Below are 15982 nucleotides of genomic sequence, written 5' to 3'. Positions count from 1 at the left end.
CAGATTTATCTTCTTGCGAGCTCGTACTTGACGGGTTTGCCGTCGACATTAATGAGATGACGTGACGTTGCTCGCGGACTTAAGCGAGCCACCACCACTGTGCGCCGCACGGCGCGGGTGTGTTCATCAGGGGTGTCATCATGAATCTGACCATAACTCAAGGTTTCCGCAGTAGCCAAAGCGGGGTGGGGTGTGGGGGCGGGGATGGGGCGCGAAATGTGTACGGGATATTGCAACGGTGTCTGGGGTCGTAAAGCAGCTCCCCGCTAAGTCCCGGCATATGCAGAGGCGGAATATCAGCATTCCCCTCGACATCGCTGGCCACGAGGACTAACGTTCCGATGGTGATTACGCTGTCGCGGCAGGCCACTAAATCACGTCGGGGAGTTCGTCCCACGACGTTGGTGGTGTGGTGTTATGTCGCCCTCATAACCGCTGGCACGGTTTTGTTAATGCTGCCGATTTCGGCGGCCAATAGCCACCCCACGGGGCACTGTGCCCCGAGCCCTGGGAATCTGTGCCTGCCCACGGCGCTGTCTGATGCTCTGTTCACAGCCACCTCGGCAACAAGCCTGACCGGCCTGATCACCGTAGATACGGCTACCCATTGGTCAACCTTCGGCAAAGTCGTCATCATGTTGTTGATTCAGCTGGGTGGCCTCGGGTTCATGACGTTGGCTTCACTTTTTGGCCTCTTCGTAGCGGGAAGGCTCGGTCTTAACCGCCGTGCCGGTGCGCGCGTTGAGGGCCGCGGTATGGACATGGGCGAGATCTCATGGGTTGTCCGTGCTGCCGTTAGCTTCACGCTGTTGGTGGAGTTTGTTGTGGCAGTGGCACTTATGCTGCGGTTCCACCTAGGTTATGGGTACGGCTGGGGGAGAGCTGCGTGGGAGGGCTTGTTCCATGCCATTTCAAGCTTCAACAATGCCGGTTTTGCTCTGTATACGGACAACGTCATTGGGTTCCACAGTGATGCCTGGATACTTTTGCCGCTGGCCTTCTCTCTTATCGTTGGTGGTCTGGGCTTTTCTGTTCTGCTCGAGGCTTGGCGACACCTGAAAGCGTGGCTTAGTGTCCGCACGCGAGGGCAGTTGCCTAAACGCTGGTCTCTGACTACTCGCTTCACTATCAAAGGCACCATCCTGCTGATTGCTTTGGGCACAATCATGGTGGCATTTGGTGAGTGGTCCAATGCCATGTCTGGATTCACTACAGGGGAGAAGATACTCAACTCATTCTTCGCTAGTGTGAGCCCGCGTACCGCGGGGTTCAACGCGCTCGATTACGCGGACTTCCACCCATCGACACTGCTGGGCACTGACTTCCTCATGTTCATTGGCGGCGGCACCGGTGGTACTGCAGGTGGCGTGAAAATCACGACGTCGGCAGTCATTCTCGCCGCTGTTCTCGCGGAGATTCGCGGTGACACCTCCGTGTCCGTGGCTAGGCGGCGCCTCAACCCAAAGGTGCTGCGCCAGGCTCTCGTAGTCCTTGCCTTCGGTATCGGCCAGGTATTCCTGGCAGTAATCGCCGTCAGTTTCCTAGCACCACAGTTTTCTACTGACCAAATTCTTTTTGAAGTAATCAGTGCTTTCGCCACGGTAGGCCTTTCCACAGGTATTACCGCCGACCTGCCGGTGGCAGCACAGGCAATCTTCATCGTGCTGATGTTCACCGGACGTGTTGGCCCAATCGCCTTGGCGACGGCCTTGGCCGCCCGCCCACGCCAGCGCGTCTACGAATATCCAGAAGAAAGGCCCTTCATTGGCTAACTCGAAATTCAACCCGTTTGCTGGTTTTGCAGATCATTTCTCCAACCAAGCCAGCTCTTCGCCTGTTGTCATCCTCGGTATGGGGCGTTTCGGACAGGCACTCGGCGAGGAGCTGGTCGCTGGCGGTATCGAGGTTCTCTGCGTAGACCATCGCGAAAAGGTGGTTCAGGAGCTGTCCTCGACCTTCGACCACGTGGTCACCGCCGACACCACCATGCCGGAGGTACTGAAGCAGCTCGGTGTCGATGAAGCCGAACGTGTTGTTATCGCCATCGGCAGTGACATTGAGGCTTCATTGCTGACCGCGTCTGCGCTGGTGGATATGGGGGTGCCCATGATTTGGGCAAAGGCCGATAACCAGGCCCACGCCAAGATTCTGGGCCAGATCGGTGTGCACCACGTCATTCGCCCGGAGGCAGACACCGGCCGTCGTATTGCGCACCTAATCGGCGGCAAGGTCCAGGACTTCCTGGAGTTCGATCGCGACTACGCAGTCGGTAAGGTCGCGCCGCCGATCCATTGCCTGGATAAGACCGTGGCGGAGATTAACCAGAGCGCACCGATTACGGTTGTCGCCGTGCAAAAGCGCGGTCAGCGCTTCCGCCCTGCGCTTGCCGACGACCGCATTACCGCAGGTGACCTATTGATTGTCTCGGGCGCCATTCGGCAGTTGGAGACATTCGCCGGGGAGTAGGCGCTGATTGCTACTTGTCGCCGTGGCTGTCGATTCCGTCGACGCCTGTGACCGTGGTCAGCAAAAACACGGAATCTGTTAGAGCTTTCACGCCATGCTTGACGTGGGTGAGTACTTTGAGATTGCCCTCTGAAATCGTGGTTTCATCGGCACCGGTGATTTCAACTTCGCCAACAAGCACAAGCATCGAGGCTGCGGGCGGCGAGTTATGGGCGGAAAGCTCAGTTCCTTCAGTCAGTGCGATGAGAGTCTGGCGTAGCGAGCCGTCGTGGACAACAATTTCCGCAGCGCGGCCGTTGCTATTCGCTTTAGCTTGAGTCAGAAGGTCGTCTTGTTGTGAATTAATATTCACAGCGTCCTAGCTCCTTGGTGAAACCACAGCGCGCAGAGCACGCGCTGCCTCTTCCGGATTTGCTGCCTCGGTTAGTGCGCGAACCACCACAATGCGCTCCGCGCCAGCGGCGATAACTTCGCCGGCGGTCTCGGCGTTGATACCGCCGATTGCCCACCATGGCTTGACCGGGTCACTTGCGCCGCGGTCGTGCGGGCGCACAATATCGGCCACGGAATCCTGGTGGGACTCCGCTGAACCCTGTGCACGCGCCCTCCGCACGAGTGCCGCAGCTTCACGGACCATCTCGACTCCGACGGGTTGACGGTCGGGCTTCGTCGGGGTGGCATACACCGGGCCGATTACCGCGTAATCGATGCCATCGTCGGCAAGCGAGGCGGCGAACATGTCCAGATTTCGGTTGGAGCGGCCGATGAGAACCTCGGGGCCAACGATCTGGCGGGCCTGCTCGGTTGTAAGGTCTTCCTGACCCACATGCAGGATGTCTGCGCCGGTCAGCGCGGCAATGTCGGCGCGGTCATTGACGGCGAAGAGCTTGCCGTGTTCAGTGGCGACCTCGGCGAGGGTCTCCACAGCGGCAATCTCGTCGCGGGTGTCGACTTTCTTGTCGCGCAGCTGGATGATGTCGGTGCCGCCTTCGTAACAGGCGTGCAGGAATTCGCGCAGATCACCGCGGGATGCGCGCGAGTCGGTGCAGAGGTACAGGCGGGCGTCGGCAAGCAGGGCGCGTCGTGTTGTGCGAGTGGCGGCTGATGAGGCGTTCATGTCCCCATGTTAGGCGAGGTTGGGGATGCGGTGTCGTGGCGGTGAGCCCGAAGTCATATGATGGGGGAGTACCACGTTCCGCGGGAGCCGTACTCGGTATCGATGAGATGCCGCTGGCTGAGAGGGCGAATAACGCCGACCGCTTTTACCTGATGCGGGTTATGCCGCCGGAGGGAGGAATGGCAGTGAATGCTGCCGCTATGGGTGCCGCCTCGACAACTGAGGGCGGCACAGGGGATACGTCGTCGAGCGTTGTTATCGCAGGCGCGGGGATTATCGGCTTGGCGACGGCATGGAGACTACTCCGCCAGGGATTCGATGTGACTGTCCTCGATGCCGAGCCCGTTTCCGGCGCAACTTTCGCCGCAGCTGGCATGCTGGCGCCGGTGGCCGAAGTCGTGTGGGATCAGCCGACGCTGTATCCGCTGATGGTGGAGTCGGGCAAGCTCTACCGCGGCTTTGCCCAGGCCATCGCCGAGGAATCGGGCCACGATGTTGGCTATATCGAGAATTCCACGTTTGTTTGTGCGGGTGATGCCGCCGACCGGCAGACACTCAGCGAGCTCGTTGAGCTGCAGCATGACATGGGCATGGAGATCAACCGCATCACCGCCACCGAGGCGCGCCGGGCAGAACCGTCACTGGGGCCGGGCTGTGTTGGTGCGGTGGATATTCCGGGAGATCACCAGGTCAATCCGCGTCTGCTCGCCGAGGCGTTGCTGACCATTCTGGGAGACCGCGTCATCCGCACTCGCGCGGAAGAGGTTATTTACGCTTCCGATGCCGACCCCCGCCAAGCCATTGGGCTGCGCGGTACGGACGGAAATGACTACCTCGCCGATGAGGTCGTTTTGGCTGCGGGGCTGAACACCGCCGATATGGCCGGTCTGCCGGAGAATCTGAATCTGCCGCTGCGCCCGGTCTATGGGGATGTGCTGCGTCTGCGGGTGCCGGAGCGCTTGCAGCCGCTGGTCACCCGCACTATTCGCGGTGTGGTTCAGGGGCGTCCGGTTTATATCGTCCCGCGTGCCGACGGCACCGTCGTGCTCGGCGCAACCTCGCGTGAAGATGACCTGACCGGTGTCTCCGCCGAAGGAGTCCACCAGCTACTCCGCGACGCATACCGCCTGGTGCCCGGCATTCTCGACTGCGAAATCTACGAGATGACCGCCCGCGCCCGGCCGGGTTCCCCGGACGATGTCCCCATGATTGGCCGCGTGGCTCCAGGACTGACCGTGTCCACCGGCTACTTCCGTCACGGCATTCTGCTTACGGCCATCGGTTCCAAGCTCACGGCCGATGTCGTCGCAGGTCGGGAAACTGACAACGACCCGGTGCTTCTTTCCGCCGTCAATCCATTCCGCTTCAGCGATTAGAGGAGGCTCGCTTATGTCCACCACAACACTCAATGGCGAAGGCTACACACCGGCTGCGGGGGAGATGGTCGCAGATCTCGTCGCAAAGCACACGGGGCACGCGCTTAACGACGACGGCACTGCCGCGGACGGCACCCGCCTGGGAATCGCGGTAGCCGTGGATGGTGCGGTAATCCCGCGAGCCAAGTGGGCGAGCACGCCCGTGGCAGGTGCAATCGACATCGTGACAGCAGTTCAGGGAGGCTAGAGATGACCGAGAATTCCGCACAAGCAAATATGTCCGCGCAGGAAAATGAAACCGGGACGGCGAGCGGACTTACACGCGAACCGCTGCGCATTGGCGGACTGGAGTTGAACTCCCGTCTGATTATGGGAACTGGCGGTGCGACCAGCATGGATACGCTGGAGCGCGCGCTGGTGGCTTCGGGCACCGAGCTGACTACGGTGGCGATGCGCCGCTTTACGCCCGGCACGAAGCAGAACGTTTTTGAGATTCTGCAGCGCAACAATATTGCGGCGCTGCCGAATACTGCGGGGTGCTATACCGCTCGTGACGCGGTGCTGACTGCGCAGTTGGCCCGCGAGGCGCTGGAGACCAATCTGCTAAAGCTCGAGGTCATCGCCGACGAGGACACGCTGCTGCCGGACCCGGTCGAGCTGGTTGCGGCAGCGGAGCAGTTGGTAGCTGACGACTTCGTCGTTTTCGCCTACACCAACGACGATCCGGCGCTGGCCAAGCGGCTGGAGGATCTGGGCTGTGCAGCTGTCATGCCGGCGGGCTCGCCGATTGGTACTGGCCTGGGCATTCTTAACCCACACAACATCGAGCTGATTGTGGACCGCGCGAATGTGCCCATCATCCTGGATGCGGGCATCGGTACCGCGTCTGAGGCAGCGCAGGCGATGGAGCTTGGCTGCGATGCAGTGCTGTTGGCATCCGCAGTGACCCGTGCACATGATCCGGTGGGCATGGCCACGGCGATGCGCTTCGGCGTTGAGGCAGGACTGACTGCTCGCGAGTCCGGCCGCATTCCACGGCGTCGACTGGCCCAGGCGAGCTCGTCGTTTGAGGGAATCATCACTGAGCGCGTCAGCGGCGCACGCGAGCGGGATTCTCTGTAATGGCGGAGCAGGGTGTCAATCTCTCGGATCGCGACCTGCGCCGGTACGCGCGGCACCTAACACTGCCGGGCTTTGGTGCCGAGGGGCAGCGAACTTTGCGATCCTCCCGCGTCCTCGTTATCGGAGCTGGTGGCTTGGGATCGCCTGCGCTGTTGTACCTGGCTGGGGCAGGGGTCGGGCACATCACCATCATTGACGATGACGTGGTCGACGAGTCCAATCTTCAGCGCCAGGTCATTCACCGTGAGTCCGACATTGGTCGCCCGAAGGCCGAATCCGCCGCGGATGCCGTGCGGCGCCTTGACTCCGAGGCGTCGGTGACCGCAATCGTCGGCAGGTTAAGCGTCGACAATGCTGAGGAGCTCTTCGCCACTCACGATGTAGTGCTCGACGGCGCGGACAACTTCGCCACGCGCTACCTGTCCTCCGATGCCGCGGAGCTGACCGGAACGCCGCTGGTCTGGGCCACAATCCTGCAGTTCGCAGGACAACTGTCCGTCTTCTGGCCTGGCCACGGCCCCATGCTTCGCGATCTCTACCCCGACATCCCCGACCCCGGCTCCGTGCCGTCGTGCGCCGCAGGCGGTGTCCTCGGCGCAATGGTCGGACAAATCGGCTCCATGATGGTCGTCGAAGCTATCAAGGTGCTCACTGGTGTCGGCAAGGTCGCCGTGGGCAAGCTCGTGCTTATCGACGCCCTGGAGGCAACCACCCGCACACTGTCCTTTGCGGCCGACCCGGAGCGCGAACCCGTTTCCGACTTGACCGAAATTGCGCAGGTGTGCGCAGCTTCATGGTCCGAGGATGAGGAGGCCCCGGCGCAGAGCGTGCGCAGCATTGGCCCCAACATGGCGCACAAGCTTCTTGCCGAGGGGGTGCCTCTGATCGATGTACGCGAACCTGAGGAGCACGCGGAGGCTGCCATTGCCGAATCTGTGCTTGTGCCACTCGGCGACATTCGCAGCCGCGGGTGGGCTGCGATTCGCGAAGCGTGGGCTGAGCGGAACCTCCAGTCGAACTACCCACGAGTTCTGATTCACTGCCACTCGGGTGCCCGCTCGCAACAGGCAATTGAGCTGTTGGCCAGCGAGATCGAGGCTGATGGCGCCATACCGGAGCTCATCAATCTGGACGGGGGCATTGTGGCCTGGCAGGCTGCGGGGCAGGAGACCGTCGTAAAGCGTGGCGGAACGCACTAATTAGTGGCTACCGCCACGCGCTGTTGAACAGTGTGCCTACGCCTGCGGCTTCAGCGTTGTCGACCACAACTCGGTGCCACGAGTGGTGAGCAGACGGACGGTCATCTCGCGTGAGTCGCCGTCGATATCGACTTCGCCGAAGTGCTGGAAATCCTGTGTGGGGTCGGCGTTGGCATTGTCTTTACCCGGTGCGTGGACGTACTCCACCTTCGGCCCGAAGGTCGAATCCATTTCGTTGGGGCCGAATGCGCCCGCGTGGAGAGGACCGGAGACGAATTCCCAGAAGGGTGCGAAGTCGGTGAACTGTGCGCGCTCTGGGCTGTAGTGGTGAGCCGCGGTGTAGTGCACATCGGCGGTGAGCCAGACGACATTTGAAACATCTTTAATGGCGCTGAGCAGGCGGGCGATTTCACGTTCACGTCCTGCAGGTGCACCGGCGGCACCATTGGATACGCTTTCTTGGTCACCATCGTCGCCGTCGGGGACGATGATTCCAAGCGGTAGGTCATTAGCAACAATCTTCCACGTCGCGCGGGAGTCCTTGAGGGAGTCGATTAACCAGTTGGTCTGCTTTTCGCCAAGGATTGGTTCTTCGGTTGTCGAGCGCGGATTATTGGAAGTGTTTTCTCCCTTGTAACTGCGCATATCCAGAATGAATATGTCTAGCAACGGGCCGTAGGAAACCTTGCGGTAGACGCGCCCATCTACAGCCATTTGTTGATCAATTGGCTGCCACTCATGGAAGGCCTGGTAGGCACGCTTGGCCAGGGTGTTGACATCGCGCTCGGTATAGCGATCATCGTCTAGGACTTCGTTGGGGTACCAGTTGTTGACTGTTTCGTGGTCATCCCACTGGACTAGCTGCGGAACCTGCGCATTGAAGGCCAAGTAGTTCTTGTCCATGAGGTTGTAGGAGTACTGGCCGCGATAATCCTCGAGGGTTTCAGCAACTTTGGATTTGGCTGTCGTGACATGGTTGCGCCACACAGTGCCGTCGGAAAGCGTGACGGATTCATCCAGCGGACCGTCGGCATAGCAGGTGTCGCCTGAGTGAATGAATAGGTCTGGATTGCGCTCCATCATGGTGGAAAAGCCGGTGTATCCACCGATTTCGTCGTTAATTCCCCAACCCTGACCTGCGACATCGCCGGACCAGTGCAGGCGGATGTTGGATGCGCGGTTTGGGGCAGTACGGAAGGTGCCGATAACGGGATCAGAGCAGATTCCAGTATCTGCCTCTTCGAGCGTGACACGATAGAAGATTTCCTGCCCCGGTTCGAGACCGACGACACGTAGACGTCCGGTGCCGTCAGTGTCTGGAGTTAACAGAGAGTTACTGCGGAATACCTTGGCATTCTGGAAGCTCTCAGTTGCAGCAGTTTCAACCACCATATGGGCGGGGCGGTCTGAGCGAGCCCAAATCAATGCGCCGTCGCCGCGGATATCGCCACTTGCAACGCCGTGGGTGAGCTGTGGCCGAGAACGCAGTAACCCTGGGGAGGCCAGTGACGGCGAACCCGGTGTAGCTGAAGCCGCAGCTCTAGAGGCATGAGCGAGCGTGACTGAAGTGGCAAGTGCGGTGGATGCGCCTAAACGTAGAGCGCTGCGACGGGAAAGCTGCATGGAGTCGAACGATAGGTTTTCCACTTTGACGTTCAGTTAAACCAGCGTGAACTCGAAGGAAAAAGTCGCAATTACAGCACAAAGGCTTAGTTATTGAGAATGACTGGGCTTCCTTTTGTAACGTAGATAACCGACTTGGGAGGAATGTGTCTTCCGAGCTGTCTTTTCTGAGACAGACAATCTAGAAGTGAAAGGCGCTGACCCCGATAATGGGATCTACACAAACGCCACAAGTAAAAACGCAAGAAAAGAAGTCGGGCGGTTTTCTTAAGAACCTGCCGACCGACCCGTTGATCTTCACGACAGCGATGGGTTTCATTGTCCTCTTTGTGGCAGTGACCATAGCGCTGGGGGATACCGCTCGGGATGCCTACTCGGCCGCTTCCGATTGGGTTACGTCTAACATGGGCTGGCTGTTCATCGGTGGTGTCTCGGCAAGCTTTATCTTCCTCATCGGCTTGTTTGTGTCCCGCTACGGACGCATCCAGCTTGGCGATGATGACGAAGAGCCCGAATACACCATCGCCGAGTGGTTCGGCATGCTCTTCGCCGGTGGTACTGGCTCCATGCTGATGTTCTGGGGCGTGGCTGAACCACTCAACCACGCTTACAACCCGCCGTTCGGTCAAGAGCCGATGAGCCGCGAAGCTCAGAACACTGCGATGGCATTTACCATCTACCACCTGGGTATTCACATGTGGGTCATCATGGCGCTGCCGGGGCTCGCGCTGGGGTACTTCATTTACAAGCGTCACCTGCCGCCGCGCGTCTCCTCCATCTTCGCGCCGCTGCTCGGTACCCGCATCTACTCATGGCCGGGCAAGCTTATCGACGCCGTCGCCATCATCGGTACCGTCGTCGGTATCGCGGTATCGGTGGGCATGGGTGCGCTGCAGATTAACTCCGGTGCTGCACGTGTAATCGGTACCCCGGAAAGCTCGATGGTGCAGCTCATTCTGATTGCCATCATTATTGTGATTGCCTCGATTTCCGTGGCCCGCGGTCTGGACAAAGGTATTAAGGTGTTGTCCAATGCGAACATTTGGGCCGCCATGGCATTGATGGTCTTCGTGCTGCTCATGGGCCCGACATTGACGCTGCTGCGCCAGACCGTCGATACGACAGGTGTCTACTTGGATGCGCTGCCTCGCATCATGTTCTGGACTGACTCCTACGACGTCAACCCGAATTGGAAACAGGGCGCCTGGACGGTCTTCTACTGGGCCTGGACAATCTGCTGGTCGCCATTTGTGGGCATGTTCGTCGCCCGTATTTCCCGCGGCCGTACAGTCCGTCAGTTCATTGCCGGTGTGATTGCACTGCCGACAATCGTGTCAATCATGTGGTTCTCTATCTTCGGCCGCGCTGGCTTCGAACTGGAAAATGAGCAGCCGGGCATTCTGACGGAACCAGTCGTCGAAGGAGGGGATCCCTCGCCGGCTCTATTTATCCTGCTGGAGCAGTACCCACTGGCAACCCTTGTCAGTGTGTTTGCGCTCTTTGTGATTATGATCTTCTTCGTCACCTCCATTGACTCCGCTTCGATGGTGATGGACATGATGTCTACCGGTGAGGAAAACAAGGCTCCGACCTTCTACCGCGTGCTGTGGGGCGTCATGATTGGTGCTGTGGCAGCTTCTCTGCTGCTGATTTCTGGTGAAACCGCACTGGAAGCGCTGCAGTCTGCCGTGATTGTTATCGGTGTACCGTTCTTCTTCCTCCACTTTGTGATGATGTACTCCTTGGTCAAAGGCATGAGTGATGACCACATGGCAGTGCGCAAGCCGGTTACCCGCCAGTGGGAGAAGACCGATACTCCAGAGAAGTTGGAGAAGCACGAAGCCGCACCCGCGCCGGGCTACGACGAAGAGGGCAATGAGCTGCCGCGCTTTGAGTACACCCACGATGAAGAGGGACGTCTGGTTATTCAGTCCGATGTGGTCGTTGAAGGTGAGTTTGAGTCTGGCGAGAAGTCGGAATCAGAGAGCCCAGAGGAATCGGAGACCAAGTCTGAGTCGTAGTAGAGCACGGTCGCAGTAGTGCCCGGCACTTGTGGCCACGCTATTCACCTATCGTTGCGCTGTAGCGTGGCCATCAGTGAGTAGTGCATCGATAAGAGCGAAGGCAGAGGCCGTAGCCAAACAAAAACGCCGCCCAGCGGAAACCAAAAGTAGTTTCCATGGGCGGCGTCGCTGTGTTCGTCGTAAAGCAAGTGTGGCGTTAAGCCGTGATTAGCTTTACTCGTAGGTGCCTCGGAGGTCCTTGTAGTCCTCATCGTGCCAATCCACGTTGGCCTGGTCCTTGGTGGTGACACCGACATCAGGCTGATGCGGGACCTTCGCAATGATGTTGCGGCGGGCGCGGCCGGCGCGGAGCTGGCTTTCGATGCGCTCGGCAAGGTTGGCCAGGCCGAAGTTGATGGCAATGAGAATGATTGCCACGACGACCAGCGATGGAATCATGGCGCCGTAGTACTCGCCAAGCTGGCGGCCGGAGCGGACAACCTCGACGTAGCCAATCATGTAGCCCAGTGCGGAGTCCTTCAGCGCAATGACCATCTGCGAGATAATCGCCGGCAACATGGCGGCGACGGCCTGCGGCAGCAAAATGGTGACCATCGTCTGGCGGTGGGAAAGACCCAGCGCAATCGCGGCTTCTCGCTGGCCCTTCGGCAGCGACTCGATGCCGGAGCGCAGTGTCTCGCCAATCACAGATCCGTTGTACATGGTCAAACCGAACACAACAGCCGCAAAGCCGAGGTAGCTTGACGGGAACAGCTGCCAGATGGCGAACACCGAGTAGGCGAACAGCATGAGCACCAGCACCGGGATGGCGCGGAAGAACTCGACAATCACCGAGCACAGCCAGCGCACCGGCGCGACCGGGCTCAGCCTGCCGACGCCCAGGAGAGCGCCAACAACCAGTGCCAACACAATAGAGACGACAGCCGCGATAATGGTGCTGACCAGACCGGGCAGAATGTATGTGGTCCAGGTTGTGGATTCGAGGAAGAACGACCACTTATTGGCCTCGAACTGGCCCTTGTTGGCCAGGGTTATTCCCATCCACGCCAGGAGCGCAACCGCGATGGCGGCCACGATCCAGGTGAGAATTCGGTTGAAGCGCTGAGCCTTGGGGCCCGGCGCGTCGTAAAGAACTGTTGCGCGAGTAGCCATTAGCGCTTCACCGCCCATCGCTTGCCAGCCCAGCCGAAGAACAGGCCGGTCGGCAGAGTCAGAATAATAAAGCCGACAGCGATGATGCCGAAGATAATCAGGATATCGCTGGCGTAGTTTTCGGTCATGGTCTTCATCAGCAGCGACGCTTCAGCCACACCGATTACCGAGGCAATCGTGGTGTTCTTGGTCAGCGCGATCAGGGTGTTGCCGAGCGGCACGATAGCGCCACGGAACGCCTGCGGGAAGATGATGTAGCGGAAGCTCTGGCCGAAGCTAAGCCCCAGGGAGCGGGCGGCTTCGGCCTGCCCGAACGGCACAGTATTAATACCGGCGCGCAGGGACTCCGCAACGAAGCACGAGGTGTAGGCAACAAACGCCAACACCGCGAGACGGAAGTTCTGCTTGACAATGAAGGAGTCATTCTCCGCAGCCAGCAGCAGCCCCAAGTTGTAGTAGAGACCCATCGAGGCCAGCAGCACAATCAACGTCAGCGGGGTATTGCGGACAATGTTGATGTACCAGGTCGACAGGGTACGCAGGATTCCCACGGGGCTCACGCGCATAGCGGTGAGAAGCGTGCCAAAAATCAGGGAACCAATTGCCGAAGCAATCGTCAGTTTGATGGTTACCCAGAAAGCCGGAAGCAGTTCCGGCCCCATTTCACTCCATAGTTCTGGATTCATTGTTTGCTCGCACCCCTTCCTACTTCTTCTCTACGAACGACAGATCGCCGATTGCCGGCTTGTCGTCGAGCTCGAACTTGTCGCCCAAATGCTTCTTCAGGATCTTCTGAAGCTCACCGGTGTCGTACAGCGACTCCAGCGCCTCATTGATGGCCTCACGGCTGGCATCATCACCCTTGGGCAGGCCGATGCCGTAGTACTCATTGGTCCAGTAGGAACCATCGGGGTTGCGCAGCTCGACCACGCGGAAGTCGTCGCCGAAGCGTTCCTTGTAGCGCTGGGCGAAGCCCGCGAGAATAGTCGCATCTGTGGTCAGGGCATCGACGACACCCTGCTTCACACCCTCCGCGCATGCGGCGTAGGTATCGAACTCCTGCAGCTGCACCTCCGGTAGAGCGTCCTTGACTTTCTGCGCTGGGGTGGAGCCGGATACAGAACACAGGCGAGTGCCCGGGGCGACGTCGTCAAGCCCCTGAATGCCCTCGGAACCGCGCACCAACAGTGCCTGGTGCGTGACCAGGTACGGGCCGGCGAAGTCGACCGCAGCCAGGCGGCCAGCGTTGATGGAGTAGGTGGCGGCGATCATGTTGACCTCGCCGTTGTTAATCAGCGTCTCGCGCTGAGCGGACGGGGTCTCGCGCCACTCCATCTCGGGCACATCCCAACCGTTCTTGTTGGCGATGTACTCAATGACGTAGCGGGAAACATCGTTGTCGACGCCCGCGAACTCACGGTCCGGGGTGCGCTCGCCGAGACCCGGCTGGTCAAACTTCGTACCCAGCGTCACGTGCCCGGCTTCGATATCGGCCAGCAGGTTTCGGGGTCCGCCGCTACCGCAGGCCGCGAGGCTCATTGTCGTGGCAACTGCTACGACAGCCGCCGCAACTCGCTTGCCGACGACACCTCGGCGGCCCTGGTTGCGACTGCGACCATGGCCTCCTCGTAATAGTGAAAGCTTCATGGTGACCAGCCCCGCCTAGTGTCCGACGATTTTGGCCAAGAAGTCCTTGGCACGATCGCTCTGCGGGTTGGTGAAGAAGGTCTCCGGGTCGGTGTCTTCGACAATCGCACCGTCGGCCATGAACAGGATGCGGTCGGCCACGCGGCGGGCGAAGCTCATCTCGTGGGTGACACAGACCATGGTCATGCCGCCCTTGGCCAGGTCGGTCATGACATCGAGGACCTCGTTAATCATTTCCGGGTCGAGCGCGGAGGTGGGCTCGTCGAAAAGCATGACCTTCGGGTCCATGGCCAGGGCGCGTGCGATGGCGACGCGCTGCTGCTGACCGCCGGAGAGCTGTGCCGGGTACTTGTCAGCCTGTTCCGCAATGCCGACACGGGCGAGCAGCTTGTCCGCACGCTCGCGGGCCTCGGCTTTTGAGATCTTGCGGACCTTCAGTGGGGCCAACGTGACATTGTCGCGAATGGTCATGTGGCTGAAGAGGTTGAACTGCTGGAAGACCATGCCGACCTCAGCACGCAGACGGGTGAGTTCCTTACCCTCTTCTGGGAGAAGTTTGCCGTTGATGCGGATCTCGCCGCTGTCGATGGTCTCGAGGCGGTTGATGGTTCGGCACAGTGTGGACTTACCAGAGCCGGAGGGGCCGAGGACAACTACGACCTGACCAGCTGGGATTTCCAGATTGATGTCGCGCAAAGCGTGGTAATCGCCGTAGTGCTTATTCACCCCGGCAATCGAAATCATGCTCTGTGGTGTGGATGATTCAGTCATGTGAAAAAGTATAGGTGACTCACGACACATCACTGCTATCGGTGTTCCTTGTGCGATATTCACTTGTGAAAAGTGACTGCACACCAATTAGTTCTAAAGATCCACGCGATGGCGCCTCGCAACAGGCTTGCGGCCATGCACGAACCAGTAGAAAACGGCCGCGAGAACCACGACAACCGCCAGGCCTGCGTACATCTTGTCGAAGCCCATAGTGGCGGCTACCGAACCAAGCACGATTGGGCCGAGGCCGATGCCCGCGTCGACAAGCAAGAGCAGCGTCGAGATGCCCGTGCCCAACTTGTGCGCCGGCGCCAGGTGCACAGAGATGGTCTGGCAGGCCGGCATCAGCGTGCCGTAGCCCAGGCCGCAGAGCGCACCGGCGGCGATAACGTGCCAGTCAGCGCTAGCGAAAGCCAGAACAAGCAGTGAGATGGTGAAGCACACCAGGCCGATGGCGATGACGGGGTTGTCGCCGCGGCGATCTTGTAGGCGTCCCAGTGAGAAACGCGCCGCCATCATCGCCACCGCATAGGCGATGAAGAAGAAGCTGGCGCCTCTAGTCAGGCCGCTCAGCTGCGAGTATCGGTTCAGAAATGTAATCACGCCCGCATACGCCAGGCCGATGAGCAGCATGAACAGGCCGATTGGCACCACTCTCGGCGTCATGATGTCATCGAAGGAAAACGTGCGCTTCGTCTCGCTTGCCGACGAATCCTCGGTGGCCTCGTCTTTGGTTGCCGCAGTGGTGGGCTCGTTGTGTTGTGGCAGAAAGAGTGCCAGCACCAGTCCGACAATGGACAGGTCGAGGGCTGTGGCAAAGAGGACGCTGTAGCCGACTGAGCCAATAAGGGCCAGGCCGAGAGCTGGGCCAATCGCTGTGGCCAGGGTGGTGCCGAGCGAGATATAGCCAGTACCCTCTGCGCGGCGCGAAGCCGGAATAGCGGTCTGGGCGGCGGCCATCACGGCGGTGGAGGCGAATGCGTAGGTCAGGCCGTGGATGATGCGGATTGCAATCAAGACCGGCAGGGATGCGGCCCACATGTAGGCGGCGCAGGCCGCCACGATGACAGCGAGCGAGCCAAGCATGATTCTGCGACCACCGAAGGTGTCCACCAAGTAGCCGGAAAAGAGGCGAGCGATGGTGGCACCGACCACGAAAGAACTGGCGGCGAAGCCACCGGCGGCATCGGAGGCGGAGAAGCGCTGGACGGCGTAGAGCGCCATGACTGTGATTGAAAGGTAGAACACCAGGTACATGCTGAAGTTAATCAGCCAGCTGATGATGAACGCGGGGGAGAAGAGCTTGTCCTGCCCGTGCTGCTCGTCCTGTTTGTGCCTGTTCTGTGTGGTCGTATGCGTTGTCATGCTGAAGATACGGTCTCTTTTCTCGTTTGAAAACGATCGTGGAATTAGTGCTTTGGCAAAACTGTTTTCCGGTATTTGTATCGTGCAAAAATGCAGTTAGGGCTCGAATTATAACAATCG

Annotated in this window: 15 protein-coding genes and 1 riboswitch; of the genes, 7 read left to right on the top strand and 8 right to left on the bottom strand. The window is 59.6% G+C overall.

The features are described from left to right. Positions 1 to 341: 341 nt before the first annotated feature. Positions 342 to 1772: a TrkH family potassium uptake protein gene (locus tag CRD18_RS00365; protein WP_187406423.1), complete on the top strand. Its 1431-nt coding sequence runs from the start codon at positions 342 to 344 to the stop codon at positions 1770 to 1772. Continuing rightward, on the top strand, positions 1765 to 2466 hold the full coding sequence (locus CRD18_RS00360) for a TrkA family potassium uptake protein (RefSeq protein ID WP_242458645.1): 702 nt from the start codon (positions 1765 to 1767) through the stop codon (positions 2464 to 2466). The genes CRD18_RS00365 and CRD18_RS00360 overlap by 8 nt, the downstream gene beginning before the upstream one ends. 10 nt (positions 2467 to 2476) lie before the next feature. On the opposite strand, the gene CRD18_RS00355 is transcribed toward CRD18_RS00360, so the two are convergent. Both CRD18_RS00355 and CRD18_RS00350 read right to left on the bottom strand, forming a co-directional pair. Then, a complete protein-coding gene (locus CRD18_RS00355) occupies positions 2477 to 2818 on the bottom strand; it encodes a cupin (protein WP_069359121.1) in 342 nt (113 codons plus the stop codon). A 6-nt stretch (positions 2819 to 2824) separates the two neighbouring features. Then, complete coding sequence (locus tag CRD18_RS00350) at positions 2825 to 3583, bottom strand: thiamine phosphate synthase (RefSeq protein WP_076773165.1); 759 nt, start codon at positions 3581 to 3583, stop codon at positions 2825 to 2827. 70 nt (positions 3584 to 3653) lie between these two features. Further along, positions 3654 to 3776, top strand: a riboswitch (TPP riboswitch). 7 nt (positions 3777 to 3783) lie between these two features. On the opposite strand from CRD18_RS00350, the gene thiO reads away from it, so the two are divergent. The 4 genes from thiO to CRD18_RS00330 are packed head-to-tail and all read left to right on the top strand — an operon-like array spanning position 3784 to position 7280. After that, positions 3784 to 4959, top strand: coding sequence for a glycine oxidase ThiO (gene thiO / locus CRD18_RS00345; RefSeq protein ID WP_242458647.1), 1176 nt, complete (start codon positions 3784 to 3786; stop codon positions 4957 to 4959). A gap of 13 nt (positions 4960 to 4972) precedes the next feature. Then, positions 4973 to 5206 carry a MoaD/ThiS family protein gene (locus tag CRD18_RS00340; protein ID WP_070601122.1) on the top strand — a complete coding sequence of 78 codons (234 nt, stop codon included), beginning with the start codon at positions 4973 to 4975 and terminating at the stop codon, positions 5204 to 5206. A 29-nt stretch (positions 5207 to 5235) separates the two neighbouring features. Beyond that, complete coding sequence (locus CRD18_RS00335) at positions 5236 to 6081, top strand: thiazole synthase (RefSeq protein ID WP_187406427.1); 846 nt, start codon at positions 5236 to 5238, stop codon at positions 6079 to 6081. Further along, positions 6081 to 7280: a ThiF family adenylyltransferase gene (locus tag CRD18_RS00330; RefSeq protein WP_187406421.1), complete on the top strand. Its 1200-nt coding sequence runs from the start codon at positions 6081 to 6083 to the stop codon at positions 7278 to 7280. Before CRD18_RS00335 ends, CRD18_RS00330 begins: the two co-directional genes overlap by 1 nt. A 36-nt stretch (positions 7281 to 7316) precedes the next feature. Here CRD18_RS00330 and CRD18_RS00325 read toward each other — a convergent pair whose 3' ends face one another. Further along, positions 7317 to 8903 carry an alkaline phosphatase gene (locus CRD18_RS00325; protein WP_070827675.1) on the bottom strand — a complete coding sequence of 529 codons (1587 nt, stop codon included), beginning with the start codon at positions 8901 to 8903 and terminating at the stop codon, positions 7317 to 7319. 209 nt (positions 8904 to 9112) lie between these two features. Between CRD18_RS00325 and CRD18_RS00320 the strand changes: the two genes are divergently transcribed. Next, positions 9113 to 10924, top strand: a complete 1812-nt coding sequence (locus CRD18_RS00320) for a BCCT family transporter (RefSeq protein ID WP_070827673.1) — start codon at positions 9113 to 9115, stop codon at positions 10922 to 10924. Between the two features lie 216 nt (positions 10925 to 11140). On the opposite strand, the gene CRD18_RS00315 is transcribed toward CRD18_RS00320, so the two are convergent. The 5 genes from CRD18_RS00315 to CRD18_RS00295 form a co-directional block, all read right to left on the bottom strand. Next, positions 11141 to 12079 carry an amino acid ABC transporter permease gene (locus CRD18_RS00315; RefSeq protein WP_187406420.1) on the bottom strand — a complete coding sequence of 313 codons (939 nt, stop codon included), beginning with the start codon at positions 12077 to 12079 and terminating at the stop codon, positions 11141 to 11143. Next, positions 12079 to 12765, bottom strand: a complete 687-nt coding sequence (locus CRD18_RS00310) for an amino acid ABC transporter permease (RefSeq protein WP_048733083.1) — start codon at positions 12763 to 12765, stop codon at positions 12079 to 12081. Before CRD18_RS00310 ends, CRD18_RS00315 begins: the two co-directional genes overlap by 1 nt. A 19-nt stretch (positions 12766 to 12784) precedes the next feature. After that, positions 12785 to 13726, bottom strand: coding sequence for a glutamate ABC transporter substrate-binding protein (locus CRD18_RS00305; RefSeq protein WP_070827669.1), 942 nt, complete (start codon positions 13724 to 13726; stop codon positions 12785 to 12787). A 15-nt stretch (positions 13727 to 13741) separates the two neighbouring features. Further along, positions 13742 to 14470, bottom strand: a complete 729-nt coding sequence (locus tag CRD18_RS00300; RefSeq protein ID WP_069359127.1) for an amino acid ABC transporter ATP-binding protein — start codon at positions 14468 to 14470, stop codon at positions 13742 to 13744. A gap of 120 nt (positions 14471 to 14590) precedes the next feature. Then, on the bottom strand, positions 14591 to 15862 hold the full coding sequence (locus tag CRD18_RS00295) for an MFS transporter (RefSeq protein WP_187406419.1): 1272 nt from the start codon (positions 15860 to 15862) through the stop codon (positions 14591 to 14593). Between the last annotated feature and the right edge of the window lie 120 nt (positions 15863 to 15982).

The organism is Corynebacterium sp. LK31, from assembly GCF_014335015.1.
Classification (GTDB): domain Bacteria; phylum Actinomycetota; class Actinomycetes; order Mycobacteriales; family Mycobacteriaceae; genus Corynebacterium; species Corynebacterium jeikeium_D.
Note: the sequence above shows the minus strand (reverse complement) of the source record. Positions and strands in the feature narration are given on the sequence as shown.